We start from the raw sequence: 19,948 nt of genomic DNA on the forward strand, positions 1-19,948 counted from the left end.
TTCCGCAGGTACCGTCCGCTGCATGGACAGCCGTACGGACAGCACATTCGACAGCCAGGGCGCCGGCATCACCGTTCAGCGGGCGCTGGAGCTGCCCGGGCTGCGCAGCGGGCTGCCGGAGATCCTGGCGGGCGCCGACCGGCTCCAGCGGACCGTGCGCTGGGTGCACGCGGGCGAGGTCCCGAACATCGCCTCCCTCCTCAAGGGCGGCGAACTCCTCCTGACCACGGGCTACGGCCTCGGCACGCGCCCGGCGGAGCAACGCGCGTTCGTCCGCACCCTCGCCGAGCGCGGCATCGCGGCCCTGGTCGTCGAGCTCGGCCCGCGCTTCGACCGTCTCCCCGCCACCCTGGTCGAGACGGCCCGGTCGACCGGCCTCCCCCTCGTCCAGCTGCACCGCGAGGTGCCGTTCGTCGCGGTCACCGAGGAGATCCACACCGAGATCGTCAACGGCCACTACGCGCTGCTCCAGCAGGCCGAGGAGGTCCACCGCCGCTGCACGGAGGCCCTGCTCGGCGGCGGCGGAATCCCCCAAGTCCTGGGCATCCTGGCCGACTTCAGCGGCAACCCGGTGTTCCTGGAGACCCCGGACGGCCAACTCCTCTACGCGGCGGGGTCGGGCCCCGAGGGCGCCGACCCGCTCCAGGTGTGGGAGGGGCTGCGCGGCCAGCACAAGGACGCCTCACCGCCCGCCGGTTCGGTGGTGGTGGACGTACCCGGGGGCGGTCCCGGTACGGGTTCGGTGCGGGCACGGATCGTCCTGCTTCCGGTACGGGCGCCGCTCGCCCCCGTGCACCGCATCGCCGCCGAACGGGCCGCCGACATCCTCGCCGTGGTCCTGATGCAGGCCCGCCAGGAGGAGGAGCTGGCGGCCCGCGGACGCGGCGACTTCCTCACCGACCTCGCCGAGGGCCGCATCGCCGCCGAGGACGCCCCGGCACAGGCCCGCGTGCTGGGCTTCAAGCCCGGCACCAGCCCGCTGCTGCCCGTGGTGATGCGGCTGGGCGACGCGCTGGCCGCGCCCGGCGGCGGCTGGGCGGTCCTGGCCCGCGCGGTCGCCGAGGAACTGGCCTCGGTGGGCGTCCCGGTCCTGCTGGGCGTACGACCGGTGGAGGGCCGCGTCCCGCTGCTCCTCGGCCTGCGCTCGGAGTCGGAACGGTCGGCGGTCGCGGACCGGGTAGCCGCCGCGCTGCGCGCGGGAGTTGAGCGCGCCGGGATGCAACGCCCGGGTGCACAGCCGCCGATCGTGGTCGTCGGCGTGGCCGGCGGCTGGGCGGCCGCGTCGGCGGGTCTACGGCACGCGGCCGAGACGGCGACGGCGGCGCAGGGCCTGACCGACCAACCCTGGTACGACGCCCGGCGCCTGGACATCGAGCTGCTGCTGTGGCGACTGCGCGACCACCCGGACCTCGCGGCCTTCGTGGACCGGGCGATCGGCCCGCTCCGCGACCACGACAACCGCTCCAAGCCGCCGCTACTGCCCACCCTGGAGACGTACTTGGCGCACGCGGGCCGCAAGGCGGAGACGGCCCGCGAGCTGCACCTCAACCGGCAGACCCTCTACAACCGGCTGGCCCGGATCGGGGAGTTGCTCGGCACGGACCTCGAAGACCCGCAGACGGTACTGGCGTTGAGCTTGGCACTGAGGGCCCGCAGACTCGTGCCGTGAGCCCGTGAGCCCGTGAGCCCGTGAGTTCGTCAGTCCGTCTCAGGTCAGCGGCAGGGGCTGGGTCAACTCGTCGTAGACGCTCAGCACTTGGGCGACGGTCTCGTCCTCGGTGGGCCAAGTGGCCGCCTGTCGGGCGCCCTTCTCCCGGAGCAGTTCCCGGCGTTCGGGGTCGCGCAGCAGTCCGGTGACGGCGTCGGCGAGGGCCTTCGCGTCGCCGTAGGGCACGAGTTCGGCGGCGTCACCGACGAGTTCGGGGATGCCTCCGACGGCGGTCGCGACGAGCGGCACGCGGGCGTGCAGGGCCTCCTGGGCGATCACCGAGCGGGACTCCCAACTGCTGGGCAGGAGTGCGAGATCGGCGGCGGAGAGCAGTTCGCTCACATCGTCCCGCCGCCCGATGAGCCGCACCGGCAGCTCCTCGCTCTCGATCCGGCGCTGCAACTCGCCCCGCAGCGGCCCCTCCCCCGCGATCACGAGCAACGGCGTCGGATCGAGGCGGCACCAGCCGCGCGAGGCGTCCAGGAGCGTGTCGTAGCCCCGCTGCCGGTCGAGGGAGCCGACGGCGATGAGCAACGGGCGGTCGGTGGCGCCGAGTTCGGCCCGGAGCTTGGGGCTCAGCCGATCGGGATCGTCATGGTCCACGGCGGCCCGGCGCGGCCCGGGCAGCGCGACGGCGGCGAGGCGGGCGTCCCGGGCGCCGGTCCGCCGGGCCCGGTCGACCAGATCGGACGTGGTCCCGAGGACGACCACGGCGGCCTTCACGACCCGCCGCTCCAGCAGCCGCAGCAAGTGCGCCCGCGCTCCTTCGGCATGGGCGCGGTTGTGCCACGTCACGACGAGCGGGGTGCGGCGGCCGCTGAGGGCGAGGACGGCGCGGAAGGAGGCGTGCAGGCCGTGCGCGTGGACCAGGTCGGCGTCCGCACAGGCCGCCCGCAGCGCCGCGACGGACGACGGGTCGCTGCTGCGCGGCACGTGCACGTGTTCGGCACCGACGCCCGTGAAGTCGTAGGTGTGATCGGCCTCGACGGGGGCGCACACCGTGACCCGCACGCCCCGTGCGACGAGCCCGGAGGCCAGGGAGCGCACATGCGCGCTACTGGCGGCATTGCCTCCGCCGAGCACCTGCACGGTGCGCAGCGGCGACTGGCCGTGCGGTGAGTGGCTGCTCACGGGGGTCACGTGGCCGGGGCTCCTGGTTCGGCGACGGGCGGTCACGAAGAAAGTACAGAAGGATCGGGCGGAGGGGGTGTACCGCACGCTTCCTACGCGTTCCGTCTCAAGGATGCCAGCACGTACGGGTGTTCCGACAACGCAGGAAGGTGTGGGGGCTGTGCGGAAGGGCAACAGGGGCGCGGGGATCACCCGTACGAGTGAGGCGGCAGGGGGTTCTGTGGTGGGCGGGGCGGGGCGGGATCGATGAGGTCGGGCTGAGGCCGGGGCTGAGGCTCGGGCGGGCAGGGGGCTCGCTCCGGTCCGGGGTGTCTCGCTCAGACCGGAGGGGCCGCAGCCACTCAGGCACATCGAGGACGGAGCGGCCGTGTCCGGGAGGGCACGCTCAAAACCGCGCAAGCCCGCCACGCACTCCCCCACACCTCACCTCACCGCCCCACTCACAGCGCCAGCGCCAGTGCGCTCACCCGGTCTCCGTGGACCGCCGCGGCCACCACCGCGGCGGCGTGCGCCACCAGCCCCGCCCGCCCGCCCGTTGCCGGCGACGACGGCCGCCCCGAGCACCGCGCCCAGGGCGTGTGCCCCCGCGTCGCCGAGCATCGTCCGCTCACCGAGGTCGTCCGGGAATACGACACCGGCGGCACGACCGGGCCGTACGTCCACGAGGTTGACGAAGTGAGCCGCACCGGTGATCACGACCCCCGCGAGCACCTTGTCGAGAGGCCGCTCGCTGAGCAGCGCCCCGGCGACGAGCCCGGCAGCGGAGATCCCGAACAACTTGACTGCCCCGCTGGTGACTTCACCGTCCCGGAGGGCCGAGAGACGCGCCCGGAAACCGCGCCGGGGATCGCCCGCACCAACGGCATCGTCGTACCCACCACACCCACCCGCCGCGAGAACCGCGAACCCGGCCGCCGGGCGGACGCGCGCGCCGTCGCCAGCAACTCCTCCGCGAGCGCCCGGGCCCTCTCCGAATCCTCGTAGCCGACCAGCAACCCGGGACAACTCCCCTACACGTTCCTGGCCTTCAAGGACCCCCATACCGGAGCGGGTCCGGCACCTCCGTGGAACGGCCCGTCAGCCGTCCGCCCGTGCCGTCGCCAGCAACTCCTCCGCATGCGCCCGCGCCGTCTCCGAGTCCTCCTGGCCGGCCAGCATCCGGGACAACTCCCGTACGCGGTCCTCGCCTTCGAGGACCTTCACGCCGGAGCGGGTGACGGAACCGTCGTTGGTCTTCTCCACCAGCAGCTGCCGGTCGGCGAAGGCCGCCACCTGAGGCAGGTGCGTGACGACGACGACCTGCGCGGTCTTCGCGAGCTTGGCGAGGCGCCGCCCGATCTCGACCGCCGCCTTGCCGCCGACACCCGCGTCGACCTCGTCGAAGAGGTAGGTCGGGACGGGGTCGGTCCCGGCGAACACGACCTCCACGGCGAGCATCACGCGCGAGAGTTCACCGCCGGACGCGCCCTTGGCGATGGGCCGCGGCGGAGCGCCCGGGTGCGGGGCGAGGAGCAACTCGACCTCGTCGACGCCCGAGGGGCCGTAGGCGACCGCACGGCCGCCGACCTCGACGCCCTCCGGGTCCTCGGTCTGGCGGATCTCGAACGACACACGCGCGTGCGGCATCGCGAGGGAAGCCAACTCCGCGGTCACCGCCGCGGCGAACCGCTCGGCGGCCTCCGTACGCGCGTCGGTCAACGCCTGCGCGAGGCCGCCCAGTTCACCGCGCAGGGCGTCCCGCTCGGCGGTCAGCTCGTCGATGCGCTCGTCGTCGCCGTCGAGTTCGGTCAGCCGCGAGGCACCCTGCTCGGCGTACGCGAGCACGGCGGCGATGTCCGCGCCGTACTTCCGCGTGAGCGCGTTGAGGGCGGCCCGGCGCTCCTCAACGGCCGCCAGCCGCAGCGGGTCGGCGTCCAAGTCGTCGGCGTAACCCGCCAACTCCCCCGCCACATCGCCCAGAAGGATGCCGATCTCACCGATCCGGTCGGTGAGCGAGGCCAGTTCGGAGTCGTGCGACCGTACGGCCTCCAGGGCGCGCTGCGCACCCGCGACGAGGGTCGCCGCGTCGATGCCCTCGGGGTCCTCGGGGTTGCCGGCGAGCGCGGCATGAGCGGCCGTGGCGGCGGACGCCAACGCCTCGGCGTGGCCGAGCCGTTCGGCCTCGGCGGCGAGTTCGACGTCCTCCCCGGGGCGCGGCTCCACACCGGCGATCTCGTCGAGGCCGTAGCGCAACATGTCGGCTTCCTGGGCCCGTTCACGCGCGCGCGTGGAGATCTCGTCCAGCTCGACGGCGACGGCGCGCAGCCGCCGATACGCCTCCGCGTACTTGGTGAGCGGCCCGGTGACGGCGCCCCCGGCGTACCGGTCGAGCGCCTGCCGCTGCCGGGACTGCTTCAGCAGCCCCTGTTGATCGGTCTGCCCGTGCACGGCAACCAGCTCGTCGGCCAGTTCCGCGAGCACCCCCACCGGCACGGACCGCCCGCCCAGGTGCGCCCGGGAGCGCCCTTCGGCGGAAACGGTACGGCTGATGAGCAGCGTCCCGTCCTCCAGCTCGGCACCGGCCTCCTCGGCGCGCAGTACGGCGGAGCCGCCGGGAGGCACGGAGATCCGCCCCTCCACGACCGCGTTCTTGGCCCCGATCCGCACCAGCGCCGGGTCCGCCCGCCCCCCGAGCAACAGCCCGAGGCTGGTGACGACCATGGTCTTGCCCGCACCGGTCTCACCCGTGACAGCGGTGAACCCCGGCGACAGTTCGACGACAGCATCGTCGATGACTCCGAGCGACCGTATCCGCATCTCTTCCAGCACGGTGAAGACCTTACGAGGTAGGGAGGGAGAAGCGCGAGGCGCCCTGTCACCCGGGGGAGTGTCCCCACCTGTTTTCAGGGGCGTGGGGGCTGGTCGCCCCCACGCACCCGCACTAGTGAGGAGCCCCCCGCCACCCCGAAACCGGCAGAGCGAACTTGGCAACAAGCCGATCGGTGAACGACGCATGATGCAGCCGAGCCAGCCGCACAGGAACAGCCCCCCGCCGCACCTCGACCCGAGCCCCGGCAGGCAGTTCAACGGTTCGCCGCCCGTCACACCACAAAACCCCCGGGGGGATGTGCGGCAACACCTCAACGGCAAGCACAGAATCCGGCGAGGTAACCAACGGCTTGGCGAACAACGCATGCGCACTGATAGGCACCATCAGCAACGCCTCGACCTCGGGCCACACCACAGGCCCACCAGCCGAGAACGCATACGCCGTAGACCCCGTAGGAGTCGCACAAACGATCCCGTCGCACCCGAACCCCGTGACCGGCCGCCCGTCGATCTCCAGCACGACTTCGAGCAGCTTCTCCGCGCCGGCCTTCTGCACCGCCGCCTCGTTCAACGCCCAGTCCGTGTGCACGATGTTGCCGTTCTTGTGCACGACGACATCGACGGTCATCCGCTCCTCGACCTCGTACGCGCGCGTGACCACCCGGTCCACGACCTTGTCGAGATCGTCCCGCTCCGCCTCCGCGAGGAACCCCACGCTGCCGAGGTTGACGCCGAGCATCGGCACCCCGGACGCCCGCGCGAACTCCGCGCCGCGCAGCAGTGTGCCGTCCCCGCCGAGGACGATGAGCAGCTCGCAGCCCTCAAGGCACTGCGGGGTAGCCTCCGTGACCGTCTCCACCTCGTCCGGGAGCGGCAGGTCGCGTGCCTCGTACTCCAGGACGCGCACTCCGATACCGGACTGGAGCAGCCCCTTCACGACCAGTTCGGCACTCCGGATCGCCGCAGGGCGACCCGTGTGCGCGAGCAGGAAAACAGTACGAGCTCGGTTCTGTGTCAACGCGGCCCCTCCGCCACTGCACGGTCAACATCGGCCGGGTCCAGTTCGGGTGCGCCGGCCCGCAGCCACAGAAAGTACTCGACATTCCCGGAGGGCCCGGGCAGCGGGCTGGCGGTGACGCCCTCCACCCCGAGCCCCAGTGCCGCGGCCCGCCGGGCGACACCGCGTACGGCTTCGGCCCGGAGTTCGGGGCTGCGTACGACACCGCCGCTCCCCAGCCGTTCCTTCCCCACCTCGAACTGCGGCTTGACCATCATCACCAGGTCCGCGTCCGGCTTCGTGCACCGCGCCAGGGCGGGCAGCACCAGCCCGAGCGGGATGAAGGACAGATCCCCCACGACTAGATCCACAGGCTCCCCATCGATCGCTTCAAGCGTCAACTCGCGTACGTTCGTACGGTCCTTGACGGTGACGCGTTCATCGCTCTGAAGAGACCACGCGAGTTGTCCGTACCCGACGTCGACCGCCACGACCTGCGTGGCACCCGCGCGCAGCAGCACATCGGTGAAGCCTCCGGTGGACGCGCCGGCGTCCAGCGCCCGCCGTCCCTCGACCACGAGCCCCCGCGGTACGAAGACCTCCAGCGCGCCCGCGAGCTTGTGGCCGCCCCGCGAGACGTAGTCGGGGTCTCCGTCGTCCTGGACGACCACGATGGCGGCCGCGGTCTCCACCTGGGTGGCGGGCTTGGTCGCGACGGCCTTGCCCACGGTGACCCGGCCGGCGGCGATCAACTGGCTCGCGTGCTCCCGCGAGCGCGCGAGCTTCCGTCGGACCAGCTCGGCGTCGAGACGTCGGCGTGCCACTCCTGCCACGTTCGGTTCAGCTCCTATTTCCGTACGTCGATGGGGGCGCCGGAGGTCCCGGGCGGGCGTCGAGCGCGGTGAGCGCGTCGCGCAGCCCCCGGTGTACATCCTCGTACACCTCGACATGCCCGTCCGTGGCGAGGTGGTCGGTGTCGGCCAGCCGCCCGAGCTGGCCGTCGACGTCGGCGTTGCCGCTCGGCGTGCGGTCCACGTTCAAGGGCGCGGGGGCGGCGGGGTCGTACGCGGGCTCCGCCTCCGGAACGGCCTCCGGAACACCCTCCGCTACGGCCCCGACCTCGGCCTCGGGCAATGAGTCGCTCATGCCCAGACGCTACCCCGAAGGCCTGGGGTACCGTCGATCACGATGGCAACGATCGAAGAGTGCCGCGTCGCACTCGAAAAGCTCTCGGACAACATGCAGAAGGCCGATGGGAATGTCCGCGCCGCCGCGGCCATGGACCGCTCGGTCAGCTGCCGGATCACCGACCTCGACATCACCTTCGTCGGCCGGCTCACCGGCGGCCGCATCGTGGTGGACGAGACCGTGCAGGGCCTTCCGGCGGAGAAGGCCCAGATCAGGCTGACCATGGCCGGCGACGACCTGGTCGCCATGGTCAACGGCGGCCTGAACTTCGCGAAGGCCTGGGGCTCGGGCCGGGTGAAGCTGGAGGCCAACGTGTTCGACCTGTTCCGCCTCAGGAAGCTTCTGTAGCCACCGCTGCGGCGCCTGCCCCCGCCGTGGCTCCCGCACGCGCGCGTGCCTTGCGCGCGGCCGGCACCACCAGCGGCGTCCCCGTCTCCGGGTCGTCGATGACCTGGCAGCGCAGCCCGAAGACCTCCTCGACCAGCTCGGCCGTGACGATGTCGCCCGGGGCGCCCTCCGCGATGACCGCGCCCTCCCGCAGCGCGATGAGGTGGGTGGCGTACCGGGCGGCGTGGTTGAGGTCGTGCAGCACCGCGACCAGTGTGCGGCCCTGCTCCTCGTGCAGCTCGGCGCACAGGTCGAGGACGTCGATCTGGTGCTGGATGTCCAGGTAGGTGGTCGGCTCGTCGAGCAGCAGCAGGGGCGTTTGCTGGGCGAGCGCCATCGCGATCCACACGCGCTGCCGCTGCCCGCCGGACAGTTCGTCGACATAGCGATCGGCGAGCTCGCCGACTCCGGTCTGCGCCATCGACTCCTGTACGACCCGCTCGTCCTCCGTTGACCACTGGCGCAGGATGCCCTGGTGCGGGTACCGGCCGCGGCCCACGAGGTCGCCGACGGTGATCCCGTCGGGCGCGATGGACGACTGCGGGAGCAGACCCAGGGTGCGTGCGACCTTCTTCGCCGGCATCGACTGGATGACCTGCCCGTCGAGCAACACGCGGCCCTCGTTCGGCTTCAGCATCCGCGACAGGGCGCGCAGCAGCGTGGACTTGCCGCACGCGTTCGGGCCGACGATCACCGTGAAGGAGTTGTCGGGTATCTCCACCGACAACTCGCGTGCGATGACGCGCTGGTCGTAGGCGAGGGTCACGTTCTCGGCGGACAGGCGGTTCACGGTGCTCCTTCGGTTGTTCAGCCCGCTGCTGAGGCCGCTCCGGTTGTTCTGGTTTCTCGGGTCGCTCTGGTCGCTCATATCCGGCCCGCCTTGCGCTCGGTGACCAGCAGCCACAGCAGGTAGACCCCGCCGAGGACGCCGGTGACCACGCCCACGGGCAACTGGTCGGCCCCGAACGCCCGTTGGGAGGCCCAGTCGGCGGTGACCAGCAGGGTGGCGCCCATGCACAGCGAGGGCACCAGGTTCGGACCCGGCGAGCGGGTCAGGCGCCGGGCGAGCTGCGGTGCCGTAAGCGCCACGAAGCCGACCGGTCCGGCGGCGGCGGTCGCGGCCGCGGTGAGCAGCACGGCGGCCACCATCAGCAGCAGCCGTACGCGCTCGACGCGCACCCCGAGGGCGTACGACACGTCGTCGCCCATCTCCATCATCCGCAGCCCGCGCGCGTTGGCGAGGACGAGCGGCAGCAGCACGGCGCAGAGCGCGAGGAGCGGCCAAACCTGCGTCCAGTCACGGCCGTTGAGGGAGCCGGTCATCCACACGACCGCGCGGGCCACGTCGACGAGGTCGGCCTTGGTGAGCAGATAGCCGTTGACCGCGGTGACTACGGCGGAGACGCCGATGCCGACCAGGACGAGCCGGTACCCGTGCACCCCCTGCTTCCAGGCGAGCAGATAGATCGCGACCCCGGTGACCAGACCGCCGACGAGCGCCCCGAGGGTGACGGCGGTCGCGCTGCCGGAGAACAGCACGATGACGACGAGCGCCCCGGCCGTCGACCCCTGCGAGAGGCCGAGCACGTCCGGACTCCCCAGCGGATTACGGGAGATGGACTGGAACAGCGCACCGCCCAGCCCGAGCGAGGCACCCACCAGAAGCCCGACGAGGACACGTGGCAGCCGCAGCTCGTTGACGATGAACTCCTGACCCGGATCACCGCCCCCGAACAGCGTCTTGAGCACGTCCCCGGCGGAGATCGGGAAGTCCCCGGTACCGATCAGCGCCACACTCGCGGCGAGCGCGCAGACCAGGAGAAGGACGACGACCGTGAAGGCGCGGAGGTCGAAGCGGAGGGAGAGGGTGCCGGTCCGTACGGCTCGCGTACGGAGCGCCCGAGTCGGGGCAGCCTTCGCAACTGGGCCGTCCTGCGCCGTCGTTGAAGAGGGATTCACAGCTGAGTCGTCCTTCGGCGCCGCACGAGATAGATGAAGACGGGCCCGCCGATGACCGCGGTGACGATGCCGACCTGGAGTTCCGCGGGTCGCGCGATCAGCCGGCCCAGGACATCCGCGCCGAGCAGCAGCACGGGCGACAGGATGGTGGCGTACGGCAGGATCCAGCGCAGGTCGGGCCCGGTGAACGAGCGCACCACGTGCGGCACCATCAGGCCGACGAAGACGATCGGACCGCAGGCTGCGGTGGCCGCGCCGCACAGCACGGTCGCGGAGAGCATGGCGAGCGCCCGGGTGCGGTTGAGGTTGGCGCCGAGGGCGCGGGCGGTGTCGTCGCCCATCGCGACCGCGTTGAGCGGCCGGGCGAGCAGCAGCGAGATCACCGTGCCGACCGCGAAGAACGGCGCGACCTGGGTGATCGTCGAGCCGCTGGCCGAGGCCAGTGAACCGACCGTCCAGAAGCGCATCTTGGACAGCGCCGCGTCGTCCATGATCATGACGGCCTGGAGATAGCCGTAGAGCGCGGCGCTGATCGCGGTGCCGGCGAGCGCGAGGCGGACCGGGGTGGCGCCGCGGCTGCCGCCGAGGAACCAGACCAGCGCGCCGACCGCGGCCGCGCCCGCGAAGGCGAACCAGACGTAGCCGCTCAGCGAGGTGACGCCGAAGTAGGTGATCGCGGTGACGACCGCGGCCGAGGCGCCGGCGTTGATGCCGAGCAGGCCGGGGTCGGCGAGGGGGTTGCGGGTGAGCGCTTGGAGAACCGCGCCGGACAGGCCGAGCGCGGCACCGGCGAGCAGCCCGAGGACCGTACGGGAGATCCGGTCGCCGACCACGACGTCCGCGTACGTCCCCGAGTCATGGAACAGGCCGTGCCACACATCCCCCAACGGCAGAGATTTCGCGCCGATCGCGATGCTCGCCAGGGCCACGAGGACCAGGAGCGCCACGGAGGCGAAGAGCCCAAGGACACGTATCGCCCGGCGGGTTGGGGGCGCGGGGGCGGTCTCCGCGCGCTGTTCTGGGGGACTGTCGACCAACACGAGGTTAGGTTAGCCTACCCTCGCATGCGACCTGGGGGCCGAGTCCCGCCTCCCCGCCGTTCAGAGCCCTGGATGCCGAGCCCCGCCGCCCCCGTGTCACAACCCCAGTCGCGCCAGCGCCTTCTCCCCGTCCAGCGCGCAGGAACCGTCCCCCGCCGCTGTCCAGGCCGCCGCGCAGAGCGCCCGGAGCCCGTCCAAAGGCTCACCCTCACCGTCGAGTTCCAGCCGGTCACGGCCCGCCGTCGCCGTCCAGCCACCGCACCGGAAGCCGTCTCCCGCCCCGGTGACCTCGGGCTGCCCGGTGAGCATGCCCCGCAGATCGGCGTCGACGTACGTCGGCCGGTGCTGCGGCGGCGCGGCGAGGAGCTGTGCGCCGTCGGTCACACCGGTCAGGACGAGCAGCGAATCGACATCCCCGTTGAACGCCCCCTCGATGTCCGTGTCCAGCCGGTCCCCCACGACCAACGGCCGCTCGGCGCCCGTCCGCAGGATCGTCTCCTTGTGCATGGGCGGCAACGGCTTGCCCGCCACCTGCGGCTCGGCCCCGGTCGCTATCCGTACGACCTCCACCGCCGCGCCGTTGCCCGGCGCGATGCCGCGCGCACTCGGGATCGTCAGGTCGGTGTTGGACGCGAACCACGGCACCCCGCGCGCGATGGCGTAACAGGCCTCCGCGAACCGCCCCCAGGCCAGGTCGGGGCCGCCGTAGCCCTGCACGACCGCGACCGGCTCGTCGTCCGCCGAGTCGACGGGCTCAAGCCCGCGCTCGCGCAGCGCGACCCGCAGCCCCTCCCCGCCGATCACCAGCACCCGGGAGCCCGCCGGCACCTGCTCGCTGATCAGCCGGGCGACGGCCTGCGCGGAGGTGATGACGTCGTCGGGACCGGTCGGTATGCCCAGCTCGGTGAGATGCTCGGCCACGGCATTCGGCGTCCGCAGCGCGTTGTTGGTGACGTAGGCCAGCCGCATGCCGCCCGCACGGGCGGTGGCGAGCGAGTCGACCGCGTGGGCGATCGCGTTGCCCCCCGCGTACACCACCCCGTCCAGATCGAGCAGCGCCGTGTCGTACGCCTCGCTCAGGGCCCGGGCACTGCCGTCGGGGCTCGTCCTGACGCTCTGGCTCATTCCACATCGCTCCTCGTTCGATCGCTTTCACCCGATCATCCCGCATGCCACTGACACACGTACGATGCCGGGATGAACACCGCAGGTCACTCGGAAGCAACGGAGCGCCGAGGCCTGGAACTCACCCCGTTCCGAGGCCTTCGCTACGACCCCGACCTGGTCGGCAGCCTGGCCGCCGTGACGTCCCCACCGTACGACGTGGTCGTACGCCCCGACGGCCTGCACCACCTCCAGGACGCCGACCCGCACAACATCGTCCGGCTGATCCTCCCGCAGGCCGTCACCCCCAGTGCCCGCAACGAACAGGCCGCCGACACCCTGCACCGCTGGCTCTCCGAGGGGGTCCTCACCACCGACCCCGAGCCCGGTCTGTACGTCTATGAACAGCGCGACGGCAACGGCCTGCTGCAGCGCGGCATCATCGGCGCCCTGCGCCTGTCGGACCCGTCGGAGGGTGTGGTCCTGCCACACGAGGACGTCATGCCGCATGTGGTCGCCGACCGCGCGGCCCTCATGCGCGCCACGTCCGCGAACCTCGAACCCCTGCTCCTGACCTACCGGGGCAACGGCACACCGGCCGACACGACCACGGTGGTCGAGCGCATCGCCGAGGACCCCGCACTCCTGTCGACGACCACGGAGGACGGCTACAGCCACCGCCTCTGGTCGGTCACCGACCCCACCGACCTGGCCCGCATCCAGACGGACCTCGCCCACCACCAGGCCCTGATCGCCGACGGCCACCACCGCTGGGCGACGTACCGACGTCTACGCGCGGAGCATCCCTCCCCCAGCCCCTGGGACTACGGCCTGGTTCTCCTCGTCGACACGGCCCGCTACCCGCTCCGCGTCCGCGCGATCCACCGCCTCCTGCACGGCGTCCCGGTGGCCGACGCACTGGCGGCCCTGGACGGCCTGTTCCGCGTACAGCACCTGGAAGTCCCGCTCCCGGAAGCCCTGGAGGCCCTCGCCGACGCGGCCTGCGCGGGCAACGCCTTCCTCCTCGCCGGCGACGGCGCCTTCCACCTGGTCAACCACCCGGACCCGGACCTCCTGGCCCGTACGATCCCGGCCGACCGCCCCGCGGCCTGGCGCACCCTGGACGCGACGGTCCTGCACGCCACCCTCCTGGACCACGTCTGGCTCATCCCTGAGGACGACCCGACCCGCATCGCCTACATCCACGACACCGCCGCCACGGTCCACAAGGCCGAACGCGACGGCGGTACGGCCGTGTTGATGCACCCCGTCCGCGAGGAGGTCGTACGCGACCTGGCCCGCCAAGGCGTCACGATGCCCCGCAAGTCGACGTCCTTCGGCCCAAAACCGGCGTCGGGGCTGGTGCTTCGCGCGCTGGACGTCTGAGACGCGGCCAGCAACACCGGAGACGCGAAAGGGCGGGACCCCAGGTGCTGGGGTCCCGCCCTTGTCACTTCACTGACGTAGGTCAGTTCTTGTCGTCGTCGTCTTCTTCTTCAAGAAGGACATCTTCCTTGACGACGTCTTCCTTGGTCTCGGCCGCGGCTTCGATCTCGCCGTCGTCCTCGTCCTCGATGTCGTCGTCCTCGTCCTCGTCGTCGTCGTCCAACTCGTCGACTACGGAGACGTCGTCCTGAGACTCGACCTCGTCATCGACCTCGGTCTCAGCGTCGATCACGGTGTCGCTGTCGTCGTCCTCGTCCTCGTCCTCGACGAACGCGTCGACGAACTCGACCCCGTCCATCTCGGCGAGCCGGTCCGACGCGTCCGTGCTGCCGTCCTTGTCGGACTCCACGGCCTTGGCGAACCACTCCCGCGCCTCGCCCTCACGCCCGGCGGCCAGCAGGGCGTCGGCGTAGGCGTACCGCAGTCGCGCGGTCCACGGCTGCACGGTGTTCGAGGCCAGCTCGGGGCTCTGCAACGTGACGATGGCCGCGTCGAGCTGGTCCATGTCACGCCGGGCGCCGGCCGCGACGAGCCGCATCTCGACCTGCCCGGCCTTGTCGAGCTTGTGCACCTCGGCGGCGCCGGCCATCTCCAGCGCCTTCTCGGGCCGCCCGAGCCCACGCTCACAGTCGGCCATCACGGGCCACAGGTCCACGCTGCCGGTCATCCGCCGCGCGGCCCGGAACTCGGCCAGTGCCTCGCTGTACTTCTGGTTCGCGTACGCGGCGAACCCGGCCGCCTCACGTACGGCGGCGACGCGCGACGCCAGACGCAGGGCGATCTTCGAGTAGGCGTAGGCGGCCTCGGGGTCCTCGTCGATGAGCCTGGCGACCATCACCAGGTTCTTGGAGACGTCCTCCGCGAGCCCCTTCGGCAGACTCATCAGCTCCTGCCGTACGTCCTTGTCGATCTCCTCGCCCGTGACGTCCTCGGGGATCGGCAGCCGCTTGATCGGCTCACGGTCACGCTCCCGCTCGTCACGGAACCGGCTGCCGCCACCACGCCGGTCGTCGCCCCGACGGTCGTCACGCCGGTCGTCGCGGCGGTCGTCACGCCGGAACGCCGGTCGCTCACCACGGCTGTCATCCCGACGGAACCCTCCGCGATCGCCGCCGCGGTCATCACGACGGGGACCGGACGGACGGTCGTCACGACGCGGACCAGCGGGCCGGTCATCGCGACGCGGGCCGGCGGAACGGTCGTCGCGACGGGGGTAGCTGCCGCGGTCACCGCGGTCGTCGTCACGCCGGAAGGGCGGACGCTCGCCACCACGGTTGTCGCTGCGGTCGTCGCGCCGGAACGGAGGCCGCTCACCGCGGTTGTCATCGCGCCGGAAGGCCGGACGATCCCCACCACGGTCATCACGACGCGGGCCGGCGGAACGGTCGTCACGGCGGGGGTAGCTGCCACGGTCACCCCGGTTGTCGTCACGCCGGAAGGCGGGACGGTCACCGTCGCGGCGGTCGTCCCTACGGTCATCACGGCGGAAGGGCGGACGCTCGCCACCCCGGTTGTCGCTTCGGTTGTCGCTGCGGTCGTCACGCCGGAACGGAGGCCGCTCACCCCGGCTGTCATCACGACGGAAGGCCGGACGATCCCCACCACGGTCATCACGACGCGGACCCGACGGCCGGTCGTCACGACGCGGAGCCGCGGAACGGTCGTCACGGCCACGGTAGCCACCACGATCGTCACTGCCACGGCTGTCGCTACGGCGGTCATCGCGCCGGTCGTCACGACGGGGGTAACTGCCGCGATCCCCGCGGTCGTCATCACGCCGGAAGGGCGGACGCTCGCCACCACGGTTGTCGCTGCGGTCATCACGCCGGAACGGAGGCCGCTCACCGCGATTGTCGTCACGCCGGAAACCGCCACCGCCACCGCGGTTGTCGTCACGTCGGAACGGCGGACGCTCACCCCGACTGTCATCGCGTCGGAAACCACCGCGGTCGCCTCGGTTGTCGTCGCGACGCTCGCCACCACGGTTGTCGCTGCGGTCATCACGCCGGAACGCGGGCCGCTCACCACGGTTGTCGTCCCGACGGAACCCTCCGCCTGCAGGACGTCCTCCGCGATCGCCACCACGGTCATCACGACGGGGACCGGACGGACGGTCGTCACGGCGCGGACCAGCGGGCCGGTCATCGCGACGCGGGCCGGCGGAACGGTCATCACGCCCACGGAAACCACCGCGATCGCCACCGCCACCGCTGCCGGCACCGCCACTGCCACGGTCGTCGCGGCGAGGGGCGCCGCCGCGGTTGTCGTCGCGACGGGCATAGCCACCGCGATCACTGCTGCCGCCGCGGTCGTTTCCTCGATCGTTGCTACGGCTCGGGCCTCCGCGGTACCCGCCACGGTCGCCGCGGTCACCACTGTCCCGTCGCCGCTCGTCGCGCTCCGGTCGGTCCTCGGGAGAGTTGGTGGACATCGGTGACTCCTGTCTTCGGTACCGCAAGTCATTCTCGCGCAGCCAGCTGCTCGGCGCGCTCCGGACTGTGTTTCTGAGAGTTTCTGGAAAAACAAAAGGACCCCTGGTCCCAGCGTGAACGCTGGGACCAGGGGTCCTCCAAATATTGTTCGGCGGCGTCCTACTCTCCCACAGGGTCCCCCCTGCAGTACCATCGGCGCTGTAAGGCTTAGCTTCCGGGTTCGAAATGTAACCGGGCGTTTCCCTCACGCTATGACCACCGAAACCCTAATGGTTTCGAGCGAACAAGCACACTTTTCTGTTGTGTGGTTCAAGCTCTAGCCGACAACTGTTCGTTGTCTCAGAACTAACACAGTGGACGCGAGCAACTGAGGACAAGCCCTCGGCCTATTAGTACCGGTCACCTCCAGCGGTTACCCGCCTTCCAGATCCGGCCTATCAACCCAGTCGTCTACTGGGAGCCTTAACCCCTCAAGGGGGTGGGAACACTCATCTCGAAGCAGGCTTCCCGCTTAGATGCTTTCAGCGGTTATCCCTCCCGAACGTAGCCAACCAGCCATGCCCTTGGCAGAACAACTGGCACACCAGAGGTTCGTCCGTCCCGGTCCTCTCGTACTAGGGACAGCCCTTCTCAATGTTCCTGCGCGCGCAGCGGATAGGGACCGAACTGTCTCACGACGTTCTAAACCCAGCTCGCGTACCGCTTTAATGGGCGAACAGCCCAACCCTTGGGACCGACTCCAGCCCCAGGATGCGACGAGCCGACATCGAGGTGCCAAACCATCCCGTCGATATGGACTCTTGGGGAAGATCAGCCTGTTATCCCCGGGGTACCTTTTATCCGTTGAGCGACGGCGCTTCCACAAGCCACCGCCGGATCACTAGTCCCGACTTTCGTCCCTGCTCGACCCGTCGGTCTCACAGTCAAGCTCCCTTGTGCACTTACACTCAACACCTGATTGCCAACCAGGCTGAGGGAACCTTTGGGCGCCTCCGTTACTCTTTAGGAGGCAACCGCCCCAGTTAAACTACCCATCAGACACTGTCCCTGATCCGGATCACGGACCCAGGTTAGACATCCAGCACGACCAGACTGGTATTTCAACGACGACTCCCCCTGAACTGGCGTCCAGAGTTCACAGTCTCCCAGCTATCCTACACAAGCCGAACCGAACACCAATATCAAACTGTAGTAAAGGTCCCGGGGTCTTTCCGTCCTGCTGCGCGAAACGAGCATCTTTACTCGTAGTGCAATTTCACCGGGCCTATGGTTGAGACAGTCGAGAAGTCGTTACGCCATTCGTGCAGGTCGGAACTTACCCGACAAGGAATTTCGCTACCTTAGGATGGTTATAGTTACCACCGCCGTTTACTGGCGCTTAAGTTCTCAGCTTCGCCACCCCGAAGAGTGACTAACCGGTCCCCTTAACGTTCCAGCACCGGGCAGGCGTCAGTCCGTATACATCGCCTTACGGCTTCGCACGGACCTGTGTTTTTAGTAAACAGTCGCTTCTCGCTGGTCTCTGCGGCCACCCCCAGCTCAAGGAGTAAATCCTCTCACCGGTGATGGCCCCCCTTCTCCCGAAGTTACGGGGGCATTTTGCCGAGTTCCTTAACCATAGTTCACCCGAACGCCTCGGTATTCTCTACCTGACCACCTGAGTCGGTTTAGGGTACGGGCCGCCATGAAACTCGCTAGAGGCTTTTCTCGACAGCATAGGATCATCCACTTCACCACAATCGGCTCGGCATCAGGTCTCAGACTATGTGAGTGGCGGATTTGCCTACCACTCGTCCTACACCCTTACCCCGGGACAACCACCGCCCGGGATGGACTACCTTCCTGCGTCACCCCATCACTCACCTACTACCATCTTGGGCCGGCGGCTCCACCACTTTCCATTCCCCGAAGGGTCCGGAACGGCTTCACGGCCTTAGCATTAATGGGCTCGATGTTTGACGCTTCACAGCGGGTACCGGAATATCAACCGGTTATCCATCGACTACGCCTGTCGGCCTCGCCTTAGGTCCCGACTTACCCTGGGCAGATCAGCTTGACCCAGGAACCCTTAGTCAATCGGCGCACACGTTTCTCACGTGTGTATCGCTACTCATGCCTGCATTCTCACTCGTGAACCGTCCACCACTAGCTTCCGCTGCGGCTTCACCCGGCACACGACGCTCCCCTACCCATCCATACAGGCGTTGGCCCTGTTGTATGAATGACACGACTTCGGCGGTACGCTTGAGCCCCGCTACATTGTCGGCGCGGAATCACTAGACCAGTGAGCTATTACGCACTCTTTCAAGGGTGGCTGCTTCTAAGCCAACCTCCTGGTTGTCTCTGCGACTCCACATCCTTTCCCACTTAGCGTACGCTTAGGGGCCTTAGTCGATGCTCTGGGCTGTTTCCCTCTCGACCATGGAGCTTATCCCCCACAGTCTCACTGCCGTGCTCTCACTTACCGGCATTCGGAGTTTGGCTAAGGTCAGTAACCCGGTAGGGCCCATCGCCTATCCAGTGCTCTACCTCCGGCAAGAAACACACGACGCTGCACCTAAATGCATTTCGGGGAGAACCAGCTATCACGGAGTTTGATTGGCCTTTCACCCCTAACCACAGGTCATCCCCCAGGTTTTCAACCCTGGTGGGTTCGGTCCTCCACGAAGTCTTACCTCCGCTTCAACCTGCCCATGGCTAGATCACTCCGCTTCGGGTCTTGAGCGCGCTACTAAATCGCCCTATTCGGACTCGCTTTCGCTACGGCTTCCCCACACGGGTTAACCTCGCAACACACCGCAAACTCGCAGGCTCATTCTTCAAAAGGCACGCAGTCACGACCCACAGAGTAAACTCTGTGAGCGACGCTCCCACGGCTTGTAGGCACACGGTTTCAGGTACTATTTCACTCCGCTCCCGCGGTACTTTTCACCATTCCCTCACGGTACTATCCGCTATCGGTCACCAGGGAATATTTAGGCTTAGCGGGTGGTCCCGCCAGATTCACACGGGATTTCTCGGGCCCCGTGCTACTTGGGTGTCTCTCAAACGAGCCGTTGACGTTTCGACTACGGGGGTCTTACCCTCTACGCCGGACCTTTCGCATGTCCTTCGCCTACATCAACGGTTTCTGACTCGTCTCACAGCCGGCAGACTGTGAAAGAGAGATCCCACAACCCCGTACACGCAACCCCTGCCGGGTCTCACACGTATACGGTTTGGCCTCATCCGGTTTCGCTCGCCACTACTCCCGGAATCACGGTTGTTTTCTCTTCCTGCGGGTACTGAGATGTTTCACTTCCCCGCGTTCCCTCCACTTGCCCTATGTGTTCAGGCAAGGGTGACAGCCCATGACGACTGCCGGGTTTCCCCATTCGGAAACCCCCGGATCAAAGCCTGGTTGACGACTCCCCGGGGACTATCGTGGCCTCCCACGTCCTTCATCGGTTCCTGGTGCCAAGGCATCCACCGTGCGCCCTTAAAAACTTGGCCACAGATGCTCGCGTCCACTGTGCAGTTCTCAAACAACGACCAACCACCCATCACCCTGCCTCTTACGGCAAGTTCACTGGGGTCGGCACTGAAGGCAGCCTCTCGGCCGTGCCCTCAGACACCCAACAGCGTGCCCGGCATCCCCGTCACTCGTGATCAGCTTTCCACGCCCCGAAGAGCAGTACTTGCAGCCCGAGATGAGCGGCGACACCGAATAATCAACGTTCCACCCTTGAGCAACCACCGTCGGACATCT

General features: G+C 69.2%; 13 protein-coding genes, 2 rRNA genes and 2 pseudogenes. 3 read left to right on the forward strand and 14 right to left on the reverse strand.

Annotated elements, in window-relative coordinates; genetic code table 11:
* Positions 1-22 precede the first annotated feature (22 nt).
* Positions 23-1,669: a PucR family transcriptional regulator gene (locus OG496_RS15790; RefSeq protein ID WP_405971300.1), complete on the forward strand. Its 1,647-nt coding sequence runs from the start codon at positions 23-25 to the stop codon at positions 1,667-1,669.
* 39 nt (positions 1,670-1,708) lie between these two features.
* Here OG496_RS15790 and OG496_RS15795 read toward each other — a convergent pair whose 3' ends face one another.
* From OG496_RS15795 to OG496_RS15820, 6 genes and pseudogenes are all read right to left on the reverse strand, one after another.
* Positions 1,709-2,848 carry a glycosyltransferase family 4 protein gene (locus OG496_RS15795; protein WP_405971301.1) on the reverse strand — a complete coding sequence of 380 codons (1,140 nt, stop codon included), beginning with the start codon at positions 2,846-2,848 and terminating at the stop codon, positions 1,709-1,711.
* Positions 2,849-3,279: 431 nt separating this feature from the next.
* Positions 3,280-3,880, reverse strand: a pseudogene (locus tag OG496_RS15800) (hypothetical protein).
* Positions 3,881-3,916: 36 nt separating this feature from the next.
* Positions 3,917-5,635 carry a DNA repair protein RecN gene (gene recN / locus OG496_RS15805; protein ID WP_405976634.1) on the reverse strand — a complete coding sequence of 573 codons (1,719 nt, stop codon included), beginning with the start codon at positions 5,633-5,635 and terminating at the stop codon, positions 3,917-3,919.
* Between the two features lie 124 nt (positions 5,636-5,759).
* A complete protein-coding gene (locus tag OG496_RS15810) occupies positions 5,760-6,665 on the reverse strand; it encodes an NAD kinase (RefSeq protein ID WP_026179466.1) in 906 nt (301 codons plus the stop codon).
* Positions 6,662-7,477: a TlyA family RNA methyltransferase gene (locus OG496_RS15815; protein WP_405971302.1), complete on the reverse strand. Its 816-nt coding sequence runs from the start codon at positions 7,475-7,477 to the stop codon at positions 6,662-6,664. Before OG496_RS15815 ends, OG496_RS15810 begins: the two co-directional genes overlap by 4 nt.
* A 7-nt stretch (positions 7,478-7,484) precedes the next feature.
* The gene (locus tag OG496_RS15820) at positions 7,485-7,790 is read right to left on the reverse strand and encodes a hypothetical protein (RefSeq protein ID WP_405971303.1); all 306 of its coding nucleotides are present in this window, start codon (positions 7,788-7,790) and stop codon (positions 7,485-7,487) included.
* Between the two features lie 42 nt (positions 7,791-7,832).
* Here OG496_RS15820 and OG496_RS15825 point away from each other — a divergent pair, with 42 nt between their 5' ends.
* Positions 7,833-8,180 carry an SCP2 sterol-binding domain-containing protein gene (locus tag OG496_RS15825; RefSeq protein ID WP_405971304.1) on the forward strand — a complete coding sequence of 116 codons (348 nt, stop codon included), beginning with the start codon at positions 7,833-7,835 and terminating at the stop codon, positions 8,178-8,180.
* On the opposite strand, the gene OG496_RS15830 is transcribed toward OG496_RS15825, so the two are convergent.
* From OG496_RS15830 to OG496_RS15845, 4 genes are all read right to left on the reverse strand, one after another.
* Positions 8,164-9,087: an ABC transporter ATP-binding protein gene (locus OG496_RS15830; protein ID WP_405971305.1), complete on the reverse strand. Its 924-nt coding sequence runs from the start codon at positions 9,085-9,087 to the stop codon at positions 8,164-8,166. The genes OG496_RS15825 and OG496_RS15830 overlap by 17 nt on opposite strands.
* Positions 9,084-10,178 (reverse strand): FecCD family ABC transporter permease, encoded by a 1,095-nt coding sequence (locus OG496_RS15835; RefSeq protein ID WP_405971306.1) that lies wholly within the window; start codon positions 10,176-10,178, stop codon positions 9,084-9,086. Before OG496_RS15835 ends, OG496_RS15830 begins: the two co-directional genes overlap by 4 nt.
* The gene (locus OG496_RS15840; protein WP_366499458.1) at positions 10,175-11,218 is read right to left on the reverse strand and encodes an iron chelate uptake ABC transporter family permease subunit; all 1,044 of its coding nucleotides are present in this window, start codon (positions 11,216-11,218) and stop codon (positions 10,175-10,177) included. Before OG496_RS15840 ends, OG496_RS15835 begins: the two co-directional genes overlap by 4 nt.
* A 96-nt stretch (positions 11,219-11,314) precedes the next feature.
* The gene (locus OG496_RS15845) at positions 11,315-12,343 is read right to left on the reverse strand and encodes an HAD hydrolase-like protein (protein ID WP_405971307.1); all 1,029 of its coding nucleotides are present in this window, start codon (positions 12,341-12,343) and stop codon (positions 11,315-11,317) included.
* Positions 12,344-12,415: 72 nt separating this feature from the next.
* Between OG496_RS15845 and OG496_RS15850 the strand changes: the two genes are divergently transcribed.
* Positions 12,416-13,708 (forward strand): DUF1015 domain-containing protein, encoded by a 1,293-nt coding sequence (locus tag OG496_RS15850; RefSeq protein WP_405971308.1) that lies wholly within the window; start codon positions 12,416-12,418, stop codon positions 13,706-13,708.
* A gap of 82 nt (positions 13,709-13,790) precedes the next feature.
* Here the strand turns inward: OG496_RS15850 and OG496_RS15855 are convergent, their stop codons facing one another.
* The 4 genes and pseudogenes from OG496_RS15855 to OG496_RS15870 all read right to left on the reverse strand — a co-directional run bounded on the left by OG496_RS15855 (position 13,791) and on the right by OG496_RS15870 (position 19,692).
* A complete protein-coding gene (locus tag OG496_RS15855) occupies positions 13,791-14,651 on the reverse strand; it encodes a hypothetical protein (RefSeq protein ID WP_405976635.1) in 861 nt (286 codons plus the stop codon).
* A gap of 75 nt (positions 14,652-14,726) precedes the next feature.
* Positions 14,727-16,199: pseudogene (locus OG496_RS15860) on the reverse strand (hypothetical protein); the annotation flags it as partial.
* A gap of 147 nt (positions 16,200-16,346) precedes the next feature.
* Positions 16,347-16,463: ribosomal RNA gene (gene rrf / locus OG496_RS15865) — 5S ribosomal RNA — on the reverse strand.
* Positions 16,464-16,569: 106 nt separating this feature from the next.
* Positions 16,570-19,692 (reverse strand): 23S ribosomal RNA (locus tag OG496_RS15870).
* Between the last annotated feature and the right edge of the window lie 256 nt (positions 19,693-19,948).

This window comes from Streptomyces sp. NBC_00988 (genome assembly GCF_045162645.1).
Classification (GTDB): domain Bacteria; phylum Actinomycetota; class Actinomycetes; order Streptomycetales; family Streptomycetaceae; genus Streptomyces.

What these genes read in the sequence shown, in the direction of transcription:
- OG496_RS15790 (WP_405971300.1), top strand. Translation starts at nt 23, where the DNA reads ATGGACAGCCGTACGGACAGCACATTCGACAGCCAGGGCGCCGGCATC.
- recN (WP_405976634.1), bottom strand. Translation starts at nt 5,635, where the DNA reads ATGCGGATACGGTCGCTCGGAGTCATCGACGATGCTGTCGTCGAACTG.
- OG496_RS15820 (WP_405971303.1), bottom strand. Translation starts at nt 7,790, where the DNA reads ATGAGCGACTCATTGCCCGAGGCCGAGGTCGGGGCCGTAGCGGAGGGT.
- OG496_RS15825 (WP_405971304.1), top strand. Translation starts at nt 7,833, where the DNA reads ATGGCAACGATCGAAGAGTGCCGCGTCGCACTCGAAAAGCTCTCGGAC.
- OG496_RS15830 (WP_405971305.1), bottom strand. Translation starts at nt 9,087, where the DNA reads ATGAGCGACCAGAGCGACCCGAGAAACCAGAACAACCGGAGCGGCCTC.
- OG496_RS15845 (WP_405971307.1), bottom strand. Translation starts at nt 12,343, where the DNA reads ATGAGCCAGAGCGTCAGGACGAGCCCCGACGGCAGTGCCCGGGCCCTG.
- OG496_RS15850 (WP_405971308.1), top strand. Translation starts at nt 12,416, where the DNA reads ATGAACACCGCAGGTCACTCGGAAGCAACGGAGCGCCGAGGCCTGGAA.
- OG496_RS15855 (WP_405976635.1), bottom strand. Translation starts at nt 14,651, where the DNA reads ATGAGTCTGCCGAAGGGGCTCGCGGAGGACGTCTCCAAGAACCTGGTG.